Origin of the sequence: Rathayibacter agropyri (genome assembly GCF_013249015.1) — a bacterium.
Taxonomy (GTDB): Bacteria; Actinomycetota; Actinomycetes; order Actinomycetales; family Microbacteriaceae; genus Rathayibacter; species Rathayibacter agropyri.
The window spans coordinates 702453-723164 of the sequence record NZ_JABRPL010000001.1 but is presented as its reverse complement, the minus strand read 5'-3'; the positions used below and the strand labels follow the sequence as shown (position 1 = coordinate 723164).

Sequence of the window (20712 nt, the reverse complement as noted above, 5' to 3'; positions counted from 1 at the left end):
CCGTGTGACACGTGCAATGAAGGGCGTCTTTTTATGCTTTTTCCTGTCAATTGTCGGCCGGCGCGGCGTCGCGGCAGTCTCCTCGCCGTCACCGCCGCTCTGTGCCTTGTCGGCGGAACGCTCAGCGTCCCGGCCGCCTCAGCGGCTCCTACGGATCCCGCCGCCCAGAGCTATCGTCCGGCACTTCACTATTCGCCGACCCAAAACTGGATGAATGACCCTAATGGCCTCGTCTATTACGAAGGCGTTTACCACCTCTATTACCAGTACAATCCTTCCGGCACCCGGTGGGGCAACATGAGCTGGGGCCATGCGACCAGCACCGATCTGCTGCACTGGAGCGAGCAGCCGCTCGCGATCCCCGGCGACGCGGAGTCGGACATCTTCTCCGGCTCGATCGTCGTCGATCACGCCAACACCTCTGGCTTCGGCACCGCCGAGAATCCGCCGCTCGTCGCGATGTATACCGCTGCCTACCGCACAGGGGAGCAGGCGCAGGCTCTTGCCTACAGCATTGACGCAGGCCAGACGTGGACGAAGTACGAGGGCAACCCCGTTATCGACCGGGACTCGAATAACTTCCGCGATCCTCACATGTTCTGGTACGACGGCGGAACGCCGGAGACGTCCTACTGGGTGGTCGCCACCGTGGAGGCGGCCGATCATCAGGTGCTGCTCTACAAATCGTCTGATCTGAAGGACTGGACGCTCCTGAGTACCTTCGGCCCGGCGAATGCGACCGGCGGCATCTGGGAGTGCCCCGATCTGTTCCCGCTCGCGGTCGACGGAGATCCGTCGAACGTGAAGTGGGTCATGGTGGTCAACCTCAATCCGGGTGCCGTGGGCGGCGGATCAGGTGGTCAGTACTTCGTCGGCGACTTCGACGGCACCACGTTCACCTCCGAGTCGACGGTCGGCTCGGACACCCTCCCCGAGGGCACCGTTCTCGCAGGCTTTGACGACGGCAGCTACAACGGCTGGACGGTCGCCAACGAACCGGGGAACGGGAAGAACGGACCCTTCGCCACCGCGCCCGCCAGCGGAGCCATCGACGGGCAGCAGCCCGTGACCGGTTTCTCGGGAGCAGGCCTGGTGAACAGCTTCACCGATGGCGACTATCCCGTCGGCACGGTGCAGTCGCCCGACTTTACGGTGACGGATGAGTACCTGAACTTCCTCGTCGGCGGCGGACATCATCCGCATATCGAGGGCACCCAGATCACCAACGATCCGCCGGCCGGGAGCGAGCTGCTCTTCGACGGCTTCGAGTTCCCCGACGGCCAGAGCCTCGCGGACAGAGGCTGGAGCGTCACGGGCGACTTCGTCAACGGTACGAATCCCTCCACCAGCGGTGGCGAATTCTTCCTCGGCCAGAAGCGCATCAATACCTTCGACGGCGGACCCCGGGGCGACGACAATCTCGGGACGATGACCTCACCGGAGTTCACGCTCGATAAGAGCCACCTCAGCATGCTCGTCGGCGGCGGTCACCGCGATACGGCATCCGGGCAGACCCTCGAGGTCCGACTGGTCGTGGATGGCGAGACGGTCGCCTCGGCCGCGGGGACGAATGACGGCGCGCTGAACTGGAAGAGCTGGGACGTCTCGGGCTACCAGGGCAAGACCGCGACTCTCGTCGTTGAGGACAGTGCGACGGGAGGCTGGGGTCATCTGACGCTCGACCACGTCGTGCTCGCGGACAGCCCGGCGCAGGTGCGCTCTGCGGAGACCAGCGTGAACCTCGTCGTCGACGGGAAGGTCGTGCGCACGGCGACGGGAGGGGACAGCGAAAGCCTCGACTGGACCTCCTGGGACCTGCGGGATCTCGTCGGCAGCACCGCCCACCTGCAGATTGTTGACAACAATCGCTTCGGCTGGGGGCACATCCTCGCCGACCAGTTCATGCTCGCCGACCAGCCCGCACCGAGTCGCCTCGTCGGCTACGACTGGCTCGACTGGGGCCGCGACTACTACGCCGGAGTCACCTTCGACAACGCGCCCGAGGACAAGCGGATCATGATCGCGTGGATGAACAACTGGCAGTACGGAGAGGAGATCCCGACCGGGCAGTGGCGCGGAGCGATGGCCCTGCCTCGTGAGCTGACACTGCAGAGCATCGATGGAGCGCCGACGCTCGTGCAGAAGGTCGTCGATCAGACGGCCGGCCTCGAACGGACCGAGGACGTCGTCACGCTCGGCCAGAGCGATATCGCTGAGGGCGAGACCGCTCTCCCCGCGGCCGCCGAGGGCAGCGTCTACAAGGTCGATGCCACCTTCAGCCCGGGCGACGCCGACTCGTTCGGCCTCTCTGTCCGCAATTCCGCCGACGGCAGCCAGCGCACCCCGATCACCTACGACGTCGCCTCCGGGACGTTGAGCCTTGACCGCACCCGCTCAGGCGCGGTCGGCTTCGACGCCGACTTCCCGTCGGTCGAGACGGCCCCGGTCGCGCTCAAGGACGGCCGACTGCACCTGGAGCTGTACGTCGACACCGCCTCGGTCGAGACCTTCGCGCAGGGCGGAGTCGCGACCATCACTGATCAGATCTTCCCCGACGCCGGGAGTACGGGGATCTCGCTCCTCTCGTCCGGAGGGACAGCACGTCTGGAGAGCCTGACGGTCACGCCCCTGAATGCCGCGATGTTCACTGATCCGGCCGCGGTCGTGTTGCTGACGCCGACCGGGTCGGCCCAGACGGTCGAGACCGGAGCGACGATCACCGGTGTCGGCGTGCGAGCGGCCACCGCGGCAGGAACACCGGTAGCAGGCGCTGATGTCGATTTCACGCTGGACGGGCCCGCCCGCTTCGCCGACGGCAGCACCGTGGCACGGGTGAGGACCGGAGCCGATGGCACCGCGTCCCTGCCTGCGGCCACGGTCGGCCCTGAGACGGGAACCGTCTCGATCACCGCGGCGGTGGGCGGTCTCCGGCAGTCGTTGCCCGCGATCACGGTCGTCGCACCGGCCCGCGTCGTGGACGTCGACGTCTCGATCTCGAGCGTGACGCGCAACGGAAAGGTCGTGCTCACGGCCACGGCGGTCAACAAGGGCAGCACTGCGGTCACGCTGCGCCTCGCGACGCCGTTCGGCGCACTGCGCATGACCTCGCTAGCCGAGGGGCAGACGAAGAAGGTCACCGTGGACACCCATCTCTCGACGGTGCCCGGCGGATCCTTCCGAGTGACGGCCACGGCCGCCGACGGCACCCGGCAGAGCTACCGGGTCGCCTACGCCGGCTCCGGAAAGTAGCTGCGGCACGAGGACAGGGCGGTGGTTCCGACTGGGGAGCCACCGCCCCTTCCGCGCGCGGACCGGTGCGACTCAGTCGAGCCCGAGCACGTCGAGGATCCACGCGTACTCGAAGGCCGTCTCGCGCCAGCGCTCGTAGCGCCCGCTCACACCGCCGTGGCCCGCAGACATCTCGGTGCGAAGGAGAGCCGGAGCGCCGATCTCGCGCAGCCGGGCGACCCACTTGGCCGGCTCGACATAGAGCACGCGCGTGTCATTCAGGCTCGTTGTCGCCAGGATCCGCGGATACTGCACACCCTCGCGCACGTTCTCGTACGGCGAGTACGACTTCATGTAGGCGTACACCTCGGCGTCGTGCAGGGGGTCGCCCCACTCGTCCCACTCGATCACCGTCAGCGGCAGCGACGGGTCGAGGATCGAGGTGAGCGCATCGACGAACGGGACCTGCGCGAGGATGCCGGCGAACGACTCCGGGGCGAGGTTCGCGACCGCGCCCATCAGCAGACCGCCGGCGGAACCACCCTGGGCCACCAGCCGCTCCCGAGTGGTGAAACCCGCCTCGACGAGGTGCTGTGCTGCCGAGACGAAGTCGGTGAAGGTGGTGCGCTTGGTGAGCGTCTTCCCGTTCTCGTACCAGGAGCGCCCCATTTCGCCGCCGCCGCGCACATGCGCGATGGCGAAGACGACCCCGCGGTCGAGCAACGAGAGGCGCGAAATCGAGAAACCGGGATCGATGCTCGCCTCATACGAGCCATAGCCGTAGAGCAGGAGGGGAGCGGGCGCCGCATCGGGGTCGGCCGCGTCGCTGCGCCACACCAGCGAGAGCGGGATCCGCGTGCCATCCTCGGCCACGGCCCATTCGCGCCGCTGCACGTAGCGCGCGGGATCGTAGTCGCCCAGGACCGGCTGCTGCTTGAGGACCGTTCGCTCGCCCGTCGCGATATCGAGCGCGAGCACGGTCGACGGCGTGACGAACGACGTGTACGCGACGCGGAGCGACGTCTGCTCCCACTCCGGGTTGCCGGCGAGACCGGCGTCGTACAGCGGCTCCTCGAAGACGATCTCCTCGAGGCGGGCGTCGCCGCCCTCCTCGCGGAGGAGCCCGAGGCGGGTCGCTCCGTCGGAACGGTACGAGACGACCACGTGCCCGGCGAAGGCATCCACGCCCTCGATCCGGCGACCCTCCCGGTGCGCGACGACCACGCGGCGCTCCCGCGCGCGGGCATCGGCGTCGAGGGCGAGATCGGCGGGCTCCTCGACGATCTCGAAATCGAGAGCGCCGTCATTGTGCACGATCAGGAAGCGCTCGCGCCCGTCGAGGACGGCGTGCTCCACCTCGTACTCCACTCCCTCGCGCCGCGGCCACACAGAGCGGAAGTCACCGGTCGGGTCGGCCGCGTCCAGCAGCAGGCACTCGCTGGTGATCTTGCTGCCGATCTCGATGACGAGAAAGCGCCGGCTGCGGGTGAGTCCCACGCCGATCCAGTAGCGCTCGTCGGGCTCGGCGAACACGACCTCATCCTCGGAGGACTCGGTGCCGACCGCGTGGCGCCAGATCGTGTCGGGACGCCACGACTCATCGACGGTCGGGTAAAAGACGAAGCGCGCGTCGGCGCCGAAGGTCGCTCCGCTGCCCGTGCCCTCAATGACATCGGGGAGGTCCTCGCCGGTGGCGAGATCGCGGATGCGCAGGGTGTAGCGCTCGTCGCCCTCGACATCGGTGCCGAAGAGCAGGTAGCGCCCGTCGGCCGACACGTCGAAGCTGCCGAGCGCGAAGAAGTCGTGACCGTCCGCCTCCACGTTCCCATCGAGCACGACCTGCTCGCCGTCGAGCGGGCCGCCCTCGGCAATCGAGGGCGGAGTCCAGTCGTCCGGTCCGATGATGGGCGCCCGGCAGTGCACCGCGTACTGGCGTCCCTCGTACGAGCGCGAGAAGTACCACCAGCCACCCTCGCGCACGGGCACCGACAGGTCGGTCTCCTTGGTCCGCGAGCGGATCTCGTCGAAGAGCGTCGCGCGCAGCGGCGCCAGCGGAGCGAGTGCCGCCTCGGTGTAGGCGTTTTCCGCCTCGAGGTGCGCGATGACGTTCGGGTCCTCTTTCTGCCGCAGCCACTCGTACTCGTCCACGAACAGATCGCCGTGATGGCGGCGTTCGAGGGGGACACGGCGGGCGATTGGGGCAACGGGCGCGGTCATCCCTCCACCCTAGGGTGAGGCGCGCTCTCGGGCGCCGGGTGCCCGCCCGCGGCGGCAAGCGGCCACAATGGAGCATGGGCAGTGGTGCGCAGAACGAGTCGGCGACGTTCACGACGGACGGTGGGCGCAGAGTGCAGACCGAGATCGAGCGCACGTACGACGTGGACGCCGAGACACACCTGCCGGATCTCACCGGCGCCGGTCCCGTCGCCGCGATCCGCGCTGAGAAGCCGGTGGCCCTCCGTGCCGAGTACTTCGACACCGCCGACCGCGCACTGTCGCGGGCTCGGATAACGCTAAGGAGGCGCGAGGGCGGTGCGGACCAGGGCTGGCATGTGAAGCTGCCCGGCGCGGTCGGCCGGACCGAGATCCATGTGCCACTGACCGAGACACGGACCGTACCCTTCGCCGTTCGCGATGCCGTCCTCGGCCACGTCGGCCACGCGCCGTTGGAGCCACTCGCGCGGCTCGAAACGGTTCGCTCCATCACTCGGGCTTGTGACGCCGACGGCCGACAGCTGGCCGAGATCGCCGACGACCTCGTGGTTGCCCACGATGAGCGCACTGGCCGCGAGCGCCGCTGGCGCGAGTGGGAGGTCGAGCTGGTCGAGACCGCGGGCGAGGAGGGCGAGGCCGTGCTCGACGCAATCGAGCAACGCCTCTTTGCGGGAGGCGCCCGCTCCGCCGCCAGTGCCTCGAAGCTCGCGCGAGCCACCGGCGGCCCGATTGATGATTCGGTTCCGGAGCCGCGCGACGGCGGGGAAGCGGCGCTCGCCGCGGTTCGCTCCCTCCTGGGCGAACTCCGCGCTGTCGATCCGAGTGTCCGCCTGGGAGCCGACGGCGCTCTGCATCGGATGCGTGTGCTGACCCGGCGCCTGCGCTGCGTCCTCGCCGCATCCCGCTCCGTGCTCGACCGGGCGGCGACCGATCCGCTGCGCGCCGAGTTGGGCTGGCTGGGCGGCGTCCTCGGCTCCGCCCGCGACCAGGAGGTGCTCGGCGTCCGGCTGCGCACGCCCATCGATGGCGCTCCGAGCCTCCCGTCCGCCCTCCTCGACGCGATCGAGCGGAGGCACGCCGCGGCGCTGGACCATGTCGCCCATACCCTGCGCGGCGAACGCTACCTAGCGCTGCTCGCCTCGCTCGACGCGCTGCTCGCCGAGTCGCCACGCACGGCGACGGCCGCGTCGAGCGCCAGGAGAGTGGTCCGCCGCTCCGTCAAGAAGGACCTCACGCGGATCGCCGCCGCCCGCGCGGCCGCGAAGGGCGGCTCCCTCGAGGCACGGCACGACCTGCGGAAGGCGGCAAAGCGCCTCCGTTACACGGTCGAGGCCTGGCGAGCGGTGGTGCCTGCGACTGTCGGAGCGCGTCGTCGCTCGCTGGCGAAGGCGGGCGAGGCGCTGGCCGATGCGCTGGGGGAGGAGCGCGACGCGCTCGCCGTACGCGAGCTGATCCTGCACGAGGGTGACCGCAGCGGCGACGGTGCCTTTGCGCTCGGAGCGATGTTCGCTGAGGAGTCGCATCGAGCCGAGAGAGCGGCGACGTCCGCACGGAAGGCACTAGCGCGTCTGGAGTCGCTGTCAAGCTGACCGACCGGTCACAGAGACGAAACGCACGGCGGATAATGTCAATCATGCCTTCTGTCCGTGCTCTGCAGTCACCACTCCTGCGCCCGCGTCACTTCGACCGCGACGACGTCGTGGTGCACGCCGGTCTGTTCTCGCTGGTGAACTCGAGTACGACCCCGCGCGCGGCCTGGACCGAAGACCTGATCACCCTCGGTGAGGTGCTGGATGCAGCCGAATTCCCGTACCGGTTGATTCGCGGCACCAACGGCTCGCCCTTCCTCGCGGTCGACCGTGCCCTTGGCGCCGAGCTCGCGACCCTGCTCGCCCGCGCCTTCGCGACCGAGCCCTTCTACGCGAAGACAATCGACAAGCGGGGCACGCCGGCGCAGTTGCTGGCGGAGGGCGTGCTCGCCCCGTATCCGCGTGCCTCGGTATTCAAGCTCTTCCGCCCGCGGGTGTCCTCGACCGGCTCCCTCCGCTACGGCGCCCGCAGCGGCGTCCGGCTCGAGCTGTGGAAGGTGGGCGAGGAGGAGATCATCACTCCCGCCGAGAATGCCCTGATGCGCAACAGCCTCCCCGTCGCCGAGGCGATCGATGCCCACGTTGAGGCGTACGGTCGCACCTGGCCGACGTTCGAGGGAATGTTCGAGCCGTTGGTGAGCGACATCCGCTTCGATATTGACATCGTCTTCTCCTGGGTCGACGGCACCGACCTCGAATTCCAGCGAGCTCGGGCCGCACGGATGGCCAGCTACGTCGTCGGCGAGGGCGACGACGCCCCGGCGCGCTTTCGCCAGATCGACGAGTTGAAGTACGCCCTGCGCAGCGTCTACATGTATGCCCCGTGGATCCGCCGCATCTACATCGTCACCGATTCCCCGCGCCCGCGCTGGCTCGACGAGCACCCTGACGTGACGCTGGTGCGCAGCGAGGACCACTTCCGCGATCTTTCGGTTCTGCCCACCCACAACTCGCACGCGGTCGAGAGCCAGTTGCACCGCATCCCGGGGCTGGCCGAGCACTTCCTCTACTCCAACGACGACATGTTCTTCGGGCGCCCCGTCGACCCGTCGATCTTCTTCTCGCCCGGAGGCATAACCAAGTTCATCGAGGCGACCACGCGCATCGGGATGGGCGACTCCAACGCCTCCCGCAGCGGCTTCGAGAACGCCGCCCGGGTCAACCGCCGCTTGCTGCGCGAGCGCTTCGGGGCGATGACGACGAGGCACCTGGAGCACGCGGCCACTCCGCTGCGCAAAAGCGTGATGGCCGAACTCGAGGCGGAGTTCGAGCCCGAGTTCACCGCCACGGCCGCGAGCCGCTTCCGCTCGGCGAGCGACGTCTCCGTCACCAACTCGCTGTACCACTACTACGCGCTGATGACCGGCCGTGCAGTCGTGCAGGAGAACGCAGCCGTGAAGTACGTCGACACGACGATGCACCAGGGTCTGAAGGACATGCGCAAGCTTCTCAAGAACCGCGGTGTCGATTTCTTCTGTCTCAACGACGGCAGCTTCCCCGAGATTTCGGCGGAGGCACGCACCAAGGCGGTCATCGGCTTCCTCGAGGAGTACTACCCGATCCCGGCGCCCTGGGAGCGCCCGGACTGAGCCGGCTCCCGCACCATCTGCAGGCTCCGGTGCGGTGTGCAGGCCTTCGTGCGGTGTGCAGGAGTCTGTGCGGTGTGCAGGAGTCTGTGCGGTGTGCAGGAGTTTGTGCGATGTGCAGGAGTCTGTGCGGTGTGCAGGAGTTCTCGCCCCGGCTGGGGGAGTGACGCGGAAGAGAACGCTCTCAGCGCGAGGTCACCTGCACATCGCACTAGGTCCTGCACATCGCACCAGGCCCTGCACATCGCACAGACTCCTGCAGATCGCACGGATCTCGCGAGGCGGGGGCGCCCGGAGAGCGCGCGCCGACCGACCGAGCGCTGCTACGCGCTAACGGCCGTGCGCTCGACGAGCGGCGGGTAGAGCGCCTCGGCCTGCTCGAGGGGAGCCGCGCTCGCCGCCGCAATCTCGACGCCGTGATCCGCGAGGATGCGCTGCGTCTCGACGGCCGACACGTACGAGACCTCCGTGGAGGCGCCGATCGGTACGACCGAGTGCAGCACCGTGCCGTCGTAGACGTGGATCAGGTTGAACGCCTGGGCGCCGTTGCGGGCTCGCGTCCCGCCCACCGCCACGTTCAGATCCTGCGTGTAGCACGTGGCGGAGGCGACGGATACCGGGATGCCCGCGAACATCGCGGTAGACGAGTAGTGCAGATGACCGGCGATGATGCTGCGGACGTCCGATCCCTCGAGCACCTCGGCCAGCGCGGGCTGGTCGCGCAGCTCCACGAGCACCGAGAGGTCGAGCACGCTGGGGACCGGCGGGTGGTGCAGGGCCAGGATCGTGCCGTGCGGCGCCGGGCTCGAGAGCTCCTCCGCAAGCCAGTCGAGCTGGGCGCCCGAGATTTCGCCGTGGTGGGCGCCCGGCACCGTGGAGTCGAGCGCGATGATCCGCAGGCCGTTCACGTCGTGCACTCGATCGATGGGCTGGGAGGTGGGCAGCTGGTCGAGCAGGCCCGCGCGGAAGGCCCCGCGGTCGTCGTGATTGCCCATCACCCAGATCACCTCGGCGCCGAGACGCTCGGCCGCGGGCTCGACGATCGCGCGGAGCTTGGCGTACGCCTCCGGCGCGCCCTTGTCGGCGAGGTCACCCGTGATGACGATCGCCTCCGGACGGCCGCCGGACTCCTCGACCTCGTCAAACAGCAGGCGCAACTGGGCCTCGCTGTCGACGTCCGAGCCGTAGAGACCGCCGTCACCCGCGATGAAGTGGGTGTCGCTGAGGTGAAGGATGAAGTGGTGGGGCCGGGGGTATTCGGCCTGGCGGAGGGACATGATCCTCGGGTTCCACGATCGGCGGGGCCGGGTCACGCGACCCGGCTTCGGTACTTGCGAACTGTGTCAGCGGAGGCGGCCCCGCTGTGACCAGTCCATCATCGCGGGATGAACGTGCGGCCAACACCGACTGGCGCGTCATTGAACGCTTCTCCCAGGTTGAGGGCGCGGGCAAGATATGGGCACGGCCGCAGCCTGGGCGAACGGCCGACGGCCTCAGAGCCGGCCGAGCAGCCGCGCGTAGAAGTCGATAGCCCGCTCGAACTGGTCGACCTCGACCGACTCGTCGACCCCGTGGACCCCGAGTTGGTGCCGCGGACTGATCTCGAAGGGGATAAAGCGGTAGACGTTGTCGCTGATGGCGTGGAAGTGGCGGGCGTCGCTGCCGCCGGTCTGCACGTAAGGGGCAACGATCGCGTCCGGGAACGACTCCTGCACCACGTCGTGCAGGACGTCGTACGGCCCGCCGTCGCCGGGCGTGCCGGTGGAGGAGACGGGGGAAGGCTCCTGCGCGACCTTGACGGTCACCTCGACCTCGGGATCATCGATGACCGCCCGGATACGCTCGACCACTCCCGCGACGGTCCCGCCCGGGTTGATCCGCACGTTCGCGGTGGCACTGGCGCGGGAGGCGAGAACGTTCGCCCCGGTGCTCCCACGCAGCTCGGTGATCGCGACCGTCGTGCGCAGCATCGCCGCCGCACGGTGGGAGTGCGCCGCGAGGGCGCCGATGACGGCCTCCGGATGCTCGTGCGGGCGGGAATACCAGACCGCGTGGGCGGGGTCGGCGTACGCGGACGCAGCGCGCACCAACTCGGCGATCGGCTCCGGCAGAGTAGAGGGGAACGGATTCTCACTCAGCCGGTGGATCGCGCGCGCGAGTCGCTGAGTGGCGAGGAGCCCGGGAGGCGGGGGCGGCGCGGAGGCATGTCCGCCGACAGCGCGGCAGGTCAGCTCGAGATTCATGATCCCGCGCTCCGTCACACCGATCACCGCGATCGGAGTCGAGACGCCGGGCAGCATCCCGTGCCGCACGCTGCCGCCCTCATCGAGCACGAAGCGCGGGCGGACGTCGCGAGCGGCGAGGAGTGCCACGACGGCAGGCGCCCCATCGCCGGCGGTCTCCTCGTTGTGCGTGGACAGGAGGTAGACGTCGTGGCGCGGACGCTCGCCGCGCAGAACCGCCGCCTCGACCGCCTCGAGGAGCGCCACGAGGGAGCCTTTGTCGTCCAGTGCACCGCGCGCCACCACGGAGGTGCGGCCGTCGGCGCTGACGACGGTCTCGGCCGCGAAGGGAGGGTGTGACCACTCCGACGCGGTGACGCTGACCACGTCGTAGTGCGCCATCAGCACGGCGGGCTCGCCCGGCTCCTGGCCGCGCCAGCGCCAGAGGAGGGAGTGCCCGGCGACGGTCTCGAACTCGAGGGCGGCGTGCAGGGCGGGGTAGAGCTCGGCCACGAGATCCCGGAACGCGCGGAAGCGGCTCCAGTCGGTCGCCGTTTCGTCCGTGTGCGAGACCGTATTGACCCGCAGCAGGGCCTGGAAGCGCTCGAGCGCGGTCGTTTTCACCGGGCAAGCCTACGACGGCGACGGCAAGCCCTTGGCCGTGCGGCGCCCGGTGCGTACAAGCGTTACGTGAGGAACGTCGTAGGCAGGACGTCCGCGTCAATTCACGCTCGGTGACGCTGCTGGGCGGGCTGACACGGCCGTGCCTCTCGCTCGAACTCCATGTCGGGACGAGAGCGCGACCACCTCTCAGTCACACTTCGGGGAGGCTCACCGCAGGCGGCGCGCCACTTCGACTTTGTGATACGCCACTGTGCCGAGATTCACTCACGCCTGCTCACACTTGTCGCGGGGCTCGAATTGTCGCGGTCCACGCTCGTTTCCGGCCGGTATGAAAGAAGGCTTTATGAAATCACGCTACTTTGTCGTCATGGGAACAGCGATTTTCCTCCTTGCCGCATCGGTCGGATCCGTGCCTGCGGCGCAGGGTCTCGAAACTGCCCCGACGCTGTCCCTGTCGGACCCGATCGGGCTGATTACTGCTCTCGCTCCCGATTCTTCAGAATCTGCGGATAAGTCTGCGTCTTTACTCGATGAAGCCGGCACTGTATTAAGGCTTCCTGAGGACATCGGGCGGTCTGCGTCGACGGTTAGCCTTGGGTCTGGACGAGATGATATCGCAGTCACGCTCCCTCTCAACGCGCAGCTGGCGATATGTTCTTCTCGCGTCAGCAAACTGGCAGAAATTCGCTGACAACCTCGCGCAGATCCCGTGACAGATCCGACCGAAGTAGACGTTCCCGGTTGGCCGCGGGTCGCGCGGTGGGCGTTGATAGTCGTTCTTCTTCCGGTCGGTCTGTCGCTCGCGGGAGCGGGGATCATCTACCTTGCGGATCCCGGCTTCTCCTCTGTCTTCCTGCTTCTAGCCGCGAGCGGGACCGTTCCCGGTGCTCTCCTTCTCGTCGTCCCGTGTGCGGCTGTGGGACTTCGGCGAAGGCTGTCGTCCCGAGGGCTCCACCGGATCATGCCTTCGCTTCTCGTGGTCTCGGCTTGGCTCGCTGCACTGGTGATGGTTGCTCCGTCCATCGCATTTCTGGTCGGGTTGACCGAGGGTCGCGCGAACGTGAGTGGTGGCCTGCAAGCGTCGGCTCTCGGTCCAGCGGTATCGGCTGCCTTGCCGACGTGGACGTTCAACGTCTGCGGTTCCCTGCTCATTCTTGTTTCTGCGCGACGTAGGCTCACTCGACCAGCAGAAGCGCGAGTCTCACCCGACGAGCAGTGGTAGGACGAATGATGGGCAACGCGCACGCCGGTCGTCTTCGTGGGACCTGGGCGTGCGGAAGGACCGCACCTCAGTGGAGGTCGTCGCTGCGACTGCCTTCTCGCTGCCAGTCGTCGAGCATTCTCTGTGTCTTGCCCGCCATGAGTCCCCTTCAACAATCCCTGTTTTCCATCGGCATCGACCCCGAGGAGGACGACGATCTGTTCCGTGATGCGAAATCGGGGCTCATCGGTAGCGGCCAGGTGCCAAGAGGGTTCGCGACGCCCTCGCCAGAATCGGGCGTGAGTGTTCTGAGAAGATCACCACAGCACACCTCCTCTCACACAACCCAATCGGAAGCACATGTCTTTGGCTGGCCACGCGCTCAGCGTGCCGCCCCGTGCCTGAGCGCCGCGACGCGTCCCGTCACCGCGTCGACGGGGAAGCTGCGGTGCGCGACGCCGCGCCTGCCGGTCGAAGGCCATCCGCTATGCTTCGGCTCGGCCGCGGCCGCGGCGTCCTCGGACATCACGAAAGGGAGAGAATGAGCAGCACGACGGTGATCGAATGGCGTGAGCAGGTTTCTGCGGAGGCGGTGGATGCGCTCTCCGCTCCCGGTGGGTTGGTCGTCAGCGCGACCAAGGTCGGCTACATCCTGATGACGACCGATGCGGCGGGTCTCGAGCGTAAGTTCTCGGCCAAGCAGCGCAACCGCAATAAGCCAGGAGTCGTCCTCTGCTCGAGCATCGAGCAGCTCACCGAACTCGCCGAGCTCAACGACGAAATTCTCGCCTTTTACCAGAAGCACTGGGACCAGGACATCCTGCTCGGTTGCATCCTGCCGTGGAAGGCCGACGCCGTCGACATGATCGACGAGGATGCCCGCGAGCTGGTCCGCGACACACGCGGCACGAGCTGCTTCGTCATCCGCTTTGGCCGCCCCTCCGAGCAGATCGTTTCGACCCTGTGGGAGCGCGACCGCACCCTGATTTTCGCCAGTTCCGCTAACCCCTCGGGCGTGGGCAACCGGGGCCGCGTCGCGAACATCGGCGAGCGGATCGAGAGCGAGGCCGACGTGATCATCGCCGCTGACGGCTACGTCTCGTCCATGCAGCCAGACAAGGATGAGGACTCGCGCCACGAGCAGGGCGTCATGGTCTCCATGGTCGACGCGTCAGGCGCGCTCATCCCCGTGCAGGGCGGCGAGCGCTCGATCACGCCGGGACCGGTGCTGATCCGTCGCGGCCTGGACTACGACCGGATCATGCTCAACCTCGCGGAGCAGTTCAACTCCTGGGACTACCGCCAGGGCGAGTACTACTGAATCCCTGAGCGTGAATCCCTGAGCGGATCACGGACGACGGCCGGGCCGGGGTGCATCCCTGGCCCGGCCACTGCCGTTCTCAGAGGGGCTCAGAGTTCGAGCGAGTCGCCCGCTTCGAGCGCGTGGTACTCACCGCCGCCCTCGCGAACTGCCCAACCGAGGCGGTCGTGCCCGAGCGCTCGCCCGGCCTCCGAGAGCACCTGCTCGTGCGTCGCGAAGGCGTGCCGTGGCGCGATCTCGAGCACGTAGTCCATTGCCTCCGCAATCTTCATCCACGGGGCGCCGGACGGTGCGGCCAGGACCTCGACATCGACGCCCTGGGGCACCGTGAACGAGTCACCCGCGTAGTAGACGCGTCCATTGACGAGCACACCGACGTTGTCGATGACGGGAATGCTGCGATGGATTACCGCGTGTCGTGAGCCGAAGAAGCGCAACTCGAAGGGTCCGACCGTCACGATATCGCCATCGGCGACCGTCTCGACGTCGAAGCCCTCGGCGGCCGCGGCCACCCCGGCCGGTCCGAGGATGCGCAGCGACGGAGAGGCGGCGCGCACTCGCTCGAGTTGCTCAGGGGTCCAGTGGTCGGCGTGCTCGTGAGTCAGCACCACGGCGACGGTCTCCGCGGTCCCCTCGATGGGGCGGGTGAAGGAGCCGGGGTCGATGACCAGGCGTGCGCCCGCCTGATCGATGAGGAGGGTCGCGTGCTCGAGTTTGGTCAGTCTCATGGCTCGAGCCAAGCGGCTCGGCGGTCCCTGGGCAAGGCCCGGGATCGGCGACCAGACCGACCCTGCGTGGCCCACACTTGCACGCGTGCGGGGAAAGTTGCATTCGTGCAATTCGGTGTGCAACACTCTTCGAGTTGCAAAAACGCGGCCCCATCGTTTAGCGGCCTAGGACGTCGCCCTCTCACGGCGGTAACGCGGGTTCAAATCCCGCTGGGGTCACCACGGCAACACGAGAAGAACCCCCGGTCAGCCCGGGGGTTCTTCTCGTTTCGCGAGACCAACCTGCTTCGACGCCGGGCGCCGGAGCGCGGCCGGATCGGCGCTAGGATCGCATCCGCGAAGGGGAGTATCCCGACCTTCCCGCTCCCGTCAGTACGCACCGCCCCTGCGCGGCGCCGGGGGTAGGACGGGTGACGCGGACGAGCCACCTGCCGTCCGCTCCCCGGGGAGAGACTTTCGGCCCCTCACCCACTCGGAAGGCCCCCATGCTCGATCTGCCCGTCTGGTTCGTGATCGGCTCGTTCGTCGTGCTGAGCCTGATCCTCGCCGCCGACCTGCTGCTGGTCTACCGCCGCCCGCACGTGCCAAGCCTGCGGGAGTCGGGCCTGTGGGTCGGCTTCTACGTCGCGCTCGCACTGGTGTTCGCGCTGCTGATGCTGATCCTGGGCGGCGGAGAGTCGGCCGGTCAGTTCGTCGCCGGCTGGCTGACCGAGTACAGCCTGTCGATCGACAACCTGTTTGTCTTCGTCATCATCATGGGGCGCTTTGCCGTGCCGGCGAAGCTGCAGCAGGAAGTGCTGATGGTGGGCATCATCATCGCGCTGATCCTCCGGGGCGTGTTCATCCTCCTGGGCGCTCAGCTCATCGAGAGCTTCAGCTGGATCTTCTACCTCTTCGGCGCGTTCCTCGTCTATACAGCGTGGAAGCAGGCGTTCGGCAAGGAGGACGAGAGCGAAGGCGCGGACAACCTGCTCATCCGCCTCCTGCGCCGACGGGTAAAGATCTCCGACTCCTTCGACGGCTCGAGGATCCGCACGACGATCGACGGCACCCGCTACTTCACGCCGATGCTGATCGTATTCCTGGCGATCGGATCGACGGACCTGCTCTTTGCACTGGACTCGATTCCGGCAATCTTCGGCATTACCGAGAGCCCTTTCATCGTGTTCACGGCGAACATCTTCGCCCTGATGGGGCTCCGCCAGCTCTACTTCCTGCTCGGCGGGCTGATCGACAAGCTCGAATACCTCAAGTACGGGATCGCCTTCATCCTCGCCTTCATCGGTGTGAAGCTCGTGCTGCACGCCCTGCACGAAAATGATCTGTCGTTCCTCAACGGAGGGGAACCGGTGCCCGTCTGGGATATCGACACGATCACGTCGCTGGTCGTCATCGTCCTGAGCATGACTGTCGCGACGCTCGCGAGCCTCGCGAAGATGCGCCGCGAGCACCAGCACATCGAGCTGCACAACGGGCACCCGGAGGTGGTCTCGGATGACGCGGGATCAGCCGCCGAGGGAAAGTGAGCCGGCAATGAGCGCGATCATGCTTGACCTGCCCCAGGGTGTGCTTCGGCTCACGGTGAGCAGCAGCACCGATGTTGGAGTTGTGCGGCGCATCAATGAGGACGCGCTCCTCGTGGACGTGCCGTTGCTTGCGGTCGCCGACGGCATGGGCGGCCATGCGCGCGGCGACCTTGCCAGCGCGGCAGCGATGGACGCCCTGCGCGCCAGCCGCCCCGCTGAGCTGGGGTCGGCCGACGCCGTGTTCGACCTCGTCGAGGCGGCGAACACCGCCGTCCGCGGGCTCGACGTGGGCGGGGCCCTCTGCGGCACGACGCTCACGGGGCTGATCCTCGTCCGGCCCGAGCCTGCGGGACCGGCGCGGTGGGCGCTGTTCAACGTCGGCGACTCCCGCGTGTACCGCTGGGACGGAGCCGAACTCCAGCAGCTCACCGTTGATCACTCCGCGGTGCAGGAGTTGGTCTCGGCGGGGCTGATCAGCCGGGAGTCGGCGGAGTCGCATCCGGATCGCAACATTGTCACTCGCGCTCTCGGCGCTGACGACGAGGTCGAGACCGACGTCTGGACGTTGCCGATCGTGCCGCGCGCCAGCTACCTCCTTTGCTCAGACGGCCTGACCAAGGAGCTGGCGGACGAGCGCATCGCCGCCGTGTTCGCCCGCCGGGACTCCGGGGATACCGCAGACCTCGCGACCACTCTCGTGCGCGCCGCTGTCGATGCCGGAGGCCGCGACAACGTGACCGTCGTCGTTGTCGACGCTGTTCTCGATCCGCGCCCCGGGTCCGCGGCCGCCGGACAGCGCGGTGCTACTCTCTGAGAATGCTCAGCCGTCTGCACCTTCTTCCGTGCCGCGACGAGACCTCGATCTGATCGGCCTCTCTCGTCGCGGTGTCTCGCCTGGCCGAGCAGCGACTCCCCAGAAGGAGAAGGAACCGTCATGACCGAGAGTTCGCACGACGCGGCCGAGCCCACGACCACTCCGAAGACCGGCACTCTCGCCGAAAAAGCCCGTACTCTCGCCGAAAAAGCCCGTACTCTCGCGGAAAAGGTCTGGGACGACCACGTCGTCGTCCGAGGTGAGGGCGGCGCCCCCGACCTGATCTACATCGACCTCCACCTCCTGCACGAGGTGACGAGCCCCCAGCCCTTCGACGGGCTCCGGGCTGCCGGGCGCCCGCTCCGCCGCCCCGACCTCACGATCGCGACGGAGGACCACAACACGCCGACCCTCCAGATCGGCCGCCCGATCGAGGACCCGACCAGTCGCACCCAGATCGACGCGCTGCGCCGCAACGCGGGTGAGTTCGGCGTGCGCCTGCACTCCCTCGGTGACGTCGAGCAGGGCATCGTGCACGTCGTCGGCCCGCAGCTCGGCCTGACGATGCCTGGAGTGACCGTCGTCTGCGGCGACTCGCACACCTCCACGCACGGCGCGTTCGGGGCGATCGCGTTCGGCATCGGCACCAGCGAGGTCGAGCATGTGATGGCCACGCAGACCCTTCCGCTGAAGCCCTTCAAGACGATGGCGATCACTGTCGAGGGCACCCTCAAAGAGGGTGTCACGGCGAAGGACATCATCCTCGCGGTCATCGCCCGCATCGGCACCGGTGGCGGCCAGGGTTACATCCTCGAGTACCGCGGCTCCGCAATCCGTGCGCTCTCGATGGAGGGGCGGATGACGATCTGCAACATGTCGATCGAGGCGGGTGCCCGAGCGGGAATGGTCGCCCCCGACGAGACGACCTTCAACTACCTCAAGGGCCGTCCGCACGCGCCCTCGGGAGAAGACTGGGACGCCGCCCTCGACTACTGGCGGACGCTGCCGAGCGACGAGGGCGCCGTGTTCGACGCCGAGGTCGTGATCGACGCGAATGCGCTCGAGCCGTTTGTCACCTGGGGAACGAACCCCGGACAGGGCGTCTCGCTGTCGCAGTCGGTGCCCGACCCCGAGGCGTTCGACGATCTCAACGACCGCGCGAGCGCGGAGCGGGCTCTGGAGTACATGGCTCTTGCTCCGGGAACTCGGATGAGGGACATCCCGGTCGACGTCGTCTTCATGGGCTCCTGTACCAATTCGCGGATCGAAGACCTGCGCGCCTTCGCCGCGATCATCGAGGGCCGCACCAAGGCGCCCGGCGTCCGCGTGATGGTCGTCCCCGGATCGGCGCGGGTGCGGCTCGAGGCCGAAGCCGAGGGGCTCGATCGGATCGTCACGGAGTTCGGCGCGGAGTGGCGGTTCGCCGGCTGCTCCATGTGCCTCGGGATGAATACCGACCAGCTCCTCCAGGGTGAGCGGGTCGCATCGACCTCCAATCGCAACTTCGAGGGCCGGCAGGGCAAGGGCGCGAAGACCCACCTCGTCTCGCCACTGGTCGCCGCGGCCACGGCGGTGCGCGGGACACTCTCCAGCCCCTCCGACTTGGAGCCGGCTCGCGAGACGGCGGGGGTCTGAGCATGCAGAAGTTCGAGACAGTCACCGGGATCGCCGCGCCGCTCAAGCGCGCGAACGTCGACACCGATCAGATCCTCCCCGGGGTGTATCTCCGCCGCATCACCAAGACCGGCTTCGAGGACGCGCTGTTCCACGGCTGGCGCCAGGACGAGGACTTCGTCCTCAACCAGGAGCGCTACCGCGGAGCCCGGATTCTCGTCGCCGGTCCCGACTTCGGCACGGGCTCCAGCCGCGAACACGCCGTTTGGGCGTTGCGGGACTTTGGCTTCCGCGTCGTCATCGCGCCGCGGTTCGGTGACATCTTCCGCGGTAATGCCGGCAAGCAGGGCCTGCTCGCCGCGGTGGTCGATGAGGCGGGCGTGGAGCGCCTGTGGGAGATCATCGAGAGCACCCCGGGAATAGAACCGACGGTGGACTTGGTTGCCCGTACGGTCACCGCCGGTGGCGAAACCTTCCCCTTTGAGATCGACGACTACACTCGATGGCGCCTGATCGAAGGCCTGGACGACATCGGCCTGACCCTGCGCGACGAAGCGCTCATTTCCGAATTCGAGACCCGCCGCGCGAGCTGGCGGCCCAAGACATTGCCGGTGAAATAGCGTGAATACACTTCTTCAGGACGCCAAGGCCGCTCTTCAGGACGCCAAGGCCGCGGGAGCCCGAGTGGGAATGACCACCGAGCGGATCATCATCAACGGCGGGCGTCCGTTGAAGGGCCGGATCGAACTCAAGGGGGCGAAGAACCTCGTCACGAAGGCGATGGTCGCAGCGCTTCTGGGTGAGACCGCCTCCACACTCCGGGACGTCCCGGACATCAGTGACGTCCGCGTCGTGAAGGGGCTCCTCGAGGTTCACGGCGTGAAGGTGAAGCAGGGCGCCGAGGTGGGCGAGCTGATCCTCGACCCCTCCAACGTCGAGTCCGCGCACTTCGCCGACATTGACGCGCACGCCGGCTCCAGCCGCATCCCGATCCTCTTCTGCGGACCGCTGCTGCACCGTCTGGGCGAGGCGTTCATCCCGGACCTCGGCGGCTGCCGCATCGGTGACCGCCCCATCGACTTCCACCTGGAGGTGCTCCGCAACTTCGGCGCCGTCGTCGAGAAGCTGCCCTCTGGCATCCGGATGTCGGCTCCCGAGGGTCTGCACGGTGCGAAGGTCTCGCTGCCCTACCCGAGCGTCGGGGCAACCGAGCAGGTCCTGCTCACCGCGGTGCGTGCCTCCGGGATCACGGAGCTCTCGGGCGCGGCGATTGAGCCGGAGATTATGGATCTCATCAATATCCTGCAGAAGATGGGCGCCATCATCTCGGTCGACACCGACCGCGTGATCCGCATCGAGGGCGTGGACCGCCTCACCGGCTACAGCCACCGCGCGCTCTTCGACCGCAACGAGGCCGCTTCCTGGGCCGCCGCGGCGCTGGCGACCGACGGTGACATCTTCGTGGGTGGTGCGCGTCAGCAAGAGATGACGACCTTCCTCAATGTGTTCCGCAAGGTCGGCGGCGCCTTCGAGATCGCCGAGGACGGCATCCGCTTCTACCACCCGGGCGGCGAGCTCAAGCCGGTCATCATCGAGACCGACGTGCACCCCGGCTTCATGACCGACTGGCAGCAGCCGCTGGTCGTGGCGCTCACCAAGGCCAAGGGCGTCTCGATCGTCCACGAGACCGTCTACGAGCAGCGCTTCGGCTTCGTCGATGCGCTTGTCGAGATGGGGGCGACGATCCAGATTCACCGCGAGTGCCTCGGCGGCCAGGCTTGTCGCTTCGGTCAGCGCAACTTCATGCACTCGGCCGTGATCTCGGGCCCGTCGAAGCTGCACGGCGCCGACATCGTCGTGCCGGACCTCCGCGGTGGATTCTCGCACCTGATCGCAGCGCTCTCGGCCGAGGGCACGTCCACGGTCTCGAACGTGGGCATCATCAGCCGCGGCTACGAGAACTTCCTCACCAAGCTGGAGCTGCTGGGAGCCGACTTCTCCCTCGACGTGTAACCGCACCGGGCCAGCTTTGTACCGGGCCAGCC

General features: G+C 67.7%; 14 protein-coding genes and 1 tRNA gene. 11 read left to right on the top strand and 4 right to left on the bottom strand.

All coding sequences use genetic code 11. The annotated features are described in order from the left end of the window. Window positions 1–33 precede the first annotated feature (33 nt). Window positions 34–3249, top strand: coding sequence for a GH32 C-terminal domain-containing protein (locus HRF29_RS03365; RefSeq protein ID WP_173244588.1), 3216 nt, complete (start codon window positions 34–36; stop codon window positions 3247–3249). 72 nt (window positions 3250–3321) lie between these two features. On the opposite strand, the gene HRF29_RS03360 is transcribed toward HRF29_RS03365, so the two are convergent. After that, complete coding sequence (locus HRF29_RS03360) at window positions 3322–5445, bottom strand: S9 family peptidase (RefSeq protein ID WP_173244585.1); 2124 nt, start codon at window positions 5443–5445, stop codon at window positions 3322–3324. Between the two features lie 74 nt (window positions 5446–5519). On the opposite strand from HRF29_RS03360, the gene HRF29_RS03355 reads away from it, so the two are divergent. Beyond that, entirely contained in the window at window positions 5520–7031 is a 1512-nt protein-coding gene (locus HRF29_RS03355) for a CYTH and CHAD domain-containing protein (RefSeq protein ID WP_222929578.1), read from the top strand. Window positions 7032–7075: 44 nt separating this feature from the next. Continuing rightward, the gene (locus HRF29_RS03350; protein ID WP_173244579.1) at window positions 7076–8620 is read left to right on the top strand and encodes a stealth family protein; all 1545 of its coding nucleotides are present in this window, start codon (window positions 7076–7078) and stop codon (window positions 8618–8620) included. 320 nt (window positions 8621–8940) lie between these two features. Here HRF29_RS03350 and HRF29_RS03345 read toward each other — a convergent pair whose 3' ends face one another. Together HRF29_RS03345 and HRF29_RS03340 are read right to left on the bottom strand one after the other, a co-directional pair. Then, complete coding sequence (locus tag HRF29_RS03345) at window positions 8941–9894, bottom strand: phosphodiesterase (RefSeq protein ID WP_187698102.1); 954 nt, start codon at window positions 9892–9894, stop codon at window positions 8941–8943. Between the two features lie 216 nt (window positions 9895–10110). Continuing rightward, complete coding sequence (locus tag HRF29_RS03340) at window positions 10111–11463, bottom strand: M20/M25/M40 family metallo-hydrolase (RefSeq protein ID WP_173244576.1); 1353 nt, start codon at window positions 11461–11463, stop codon at window positions 10111–10113. A 343-nt stretch (window positions 11464–11806) separates the two neighbouring features. Between HRF29_RS03340 and HRF29_RS03335 the strand changes: the two genes are divergently transcribed. Both HRF29_RS03335 and HRF29_RS03330 read left to right on the top strand, forming a co-directional pair. Next, window positions 11807–12154 carry a hypothetical protein gene (locus HRF29_RS03335; protein ID WP_173244573.1) on the top strand — a complete coding sequence of 116 codons (348 nt, stop codon included), beginning with the start codon at window positions 11807–11809 and terminating at the stop codon, window positions 12152–12154. A 1051-nt stretch (window positions 12155–13205) separates the two neighbouring features. Next, entirely contained in the window at window positions 13206–13985 is a 780-nt protein-coding gene (locus HRF29_RS03330) for an L-threonylcarbamoyladenylate synthase (RefSeq protein ID WP_173244570.1), read from the top strand. Between the two features lie 89 nt (window positions 13986–14074). Here HRF29_RS03330 and HRF29_RS03325 read toward each other — a convergent pair whose 3' ends face one another. After that, complete coding sequence (locus HRF29_RS03325) at window positions 14075–14713, bottom strand: MBL fold metallo-hydrolase (protein WP_173244567.1); 639 nt, start codon at window positions 14711–14713, stop codon at window positions 14075–14077. 146 nt (window positions 14714–14859) lie between these two features. On the opposite strand from HRF29_RS03325, the gene HRF29_RS03320 reads away from it, so the two are divergent. From HRF29_RS03320 to murA, 6 genes are all read left to right on the top strand, one after another. Beyond that, a tRNA-Glu gene (locus tag HRF29_RS03320) sits at window positions 14860–14935 on the top strand. A 263-nt stretch (window positions 14936–15198) separates the two neighbouring features. Next, the gene (locus HRF29_RS03315; protein WP_173244564.1) at window positions 15199–16239 is read left to right on the top strand and encodes a TerC family protein; all 1041 of its coding nucleotides are present in this window, start codon (window positions 15199–15201) and stop codon (window positions 16237–16239) included. 19 nt (window positions 16240–16258) lie between these two features. Then, a complete protein-coding gene (locus HRF29_RS03310) occupies window positions 16259–17053 on the top strand; it encodes a PP2C family protein-serine/threonine phosphatase (protein WP_246226586.1) in 795 nt (264 codons plus the stop codon). A 120-nt stretch (window positions 17054–17173) separates the two neighbouring features. Further along, window positions 17174–18688, top strand: a complete 1515-nt coding sequence (gene leuC / locus HRF29_RS03305; protein ID WP_173244554.1) for a 3-isopropylmalate dehydratase large subunit — start codon at window positions 17174–17176, stop codon at window positions 18686–18688. 2 nt (window positions 18689–18690) lie between these two features. Further along, the gene (leuD, locus tag HRF29_RS03300) at window positions 18691–19287 is read left to right on the top strand and encodes a 3-isopropylmalate dehydratase small subunit (protein WP_173244550.1); all 597 of its coding nucleotides are present in this window, start codon (window positions 18691–18693) and stop codon (window positions 19285–19287) included. A gap of 70 nt (window positions 19288–19357) precedes the next feature. Next, window positions 19358–20680, top strand: a complete 1323-nt coding sequence (murA, locus tag HRF29_RS03295) for a UDP-N-acetylglucosamine 1-carboxyvinyltransferase (protein WP_173245909.1) — start codon at window positions 19358–19360, stop codon at window positions 20678–20680. The last annotated feature ends 32 nt before the right edge of the window (window positions 20681–20712 follow it).

Excerpts from the sequence above, each read along its gene's own strand:
- HRF29_RS03325 (WP_173244567.1), bottom strand. The coding sequence starts at position 14,713 with ATGAGACTGACCAAACTCGAGCACGCGACCCTCCTCATCGATCAGGCG.
- HRF29_RS03360 (WP_173244585.1), bottom strand. The coding sequence starts at position 5,445 with ATGACCGCGCCCGTTGCCCCAATCGCCCGCCGTGTCCCCCTCGAACGC.
- murA (WP_173245909.1), top strand. The coding sequence starts at position 19,358 with ATGACCACCGAGCGGATCATCATCAACGGCGGGCGTCCGTTGAAGGGC.
- HRF29_RS03315 (WP_173244564.1), top strand. The coding sequence starts at position 15,199 with ATGCTCGATCTGCCCGTCTGGTTCGTGATCGGCTCGTTCGTCGTGCTG.
- HRF29_RS03330 (WP_173244570.1), top strand. The coding sequence starts at position 13,206 with ATGAGCAGCACGACGGTGATCGAATGGCGTGAGCAGGTTTCTGCGGAG.
- HRF29_RS03365 (WP_173244588.1), top strand. The coding sequence starts at position 34 with ATGCTTTTTCCTGTCAATTGTCGGCCGGCGCGGCGTCGCGGCAGTCTC.
- HRF29_RS03335 (WP_173244573.1), top strand. The coding sequence starts at position 11,807 with ATGAAATCACGCTACTTTGTCGTCATGGGAACAGCGATTTTCCTCCTT.
- HRF29_RS03350 (WP_173244579.1), top strand. The coding sequence starts at position 7,076 with ATGCCTTCTGTCCGTGCTCTGCAGTCACCACTCCTGCGCCCGCGTCAC.
- leuC (WP_173244554.1), top strand. The coding sequence starts at position 17,174 with ATGACCGAGAGTTCGCACGACGCGGCCGAGCCCACGACCACTCCGAAG.
- HRF29_RS03310 (WP_246226586.1), top strand. The coding sequence starts at position 16,259 with ATGCTTGACCTGCCCCAGGGTGTGCTTCGGCTCACGGTGAGCAGCAGC.
- HRF29_RS03355 (WP_222929578.1), top strand. The coding sequence starts at position 5,520 with ATGGGCAGTGGTGCGCAGAACGAGTCGGCGACGTTCACGACGGACGGT.
- leuD (WP_173244550.1), top strand. The coding sequence starts at position 18,691 with ATGCAGAAGTTCGAGACAGTCACCGGGATCGCCGCGCCGCTCAAGCGC.
- HRF29_RS03345 (WP_187698102.1), bottom strand. The coding sequence starts at position 9,894 with ATGTCCCTCCGCCAGGCCGAATACCCCCGGCCCCACCACTTCATCCTT.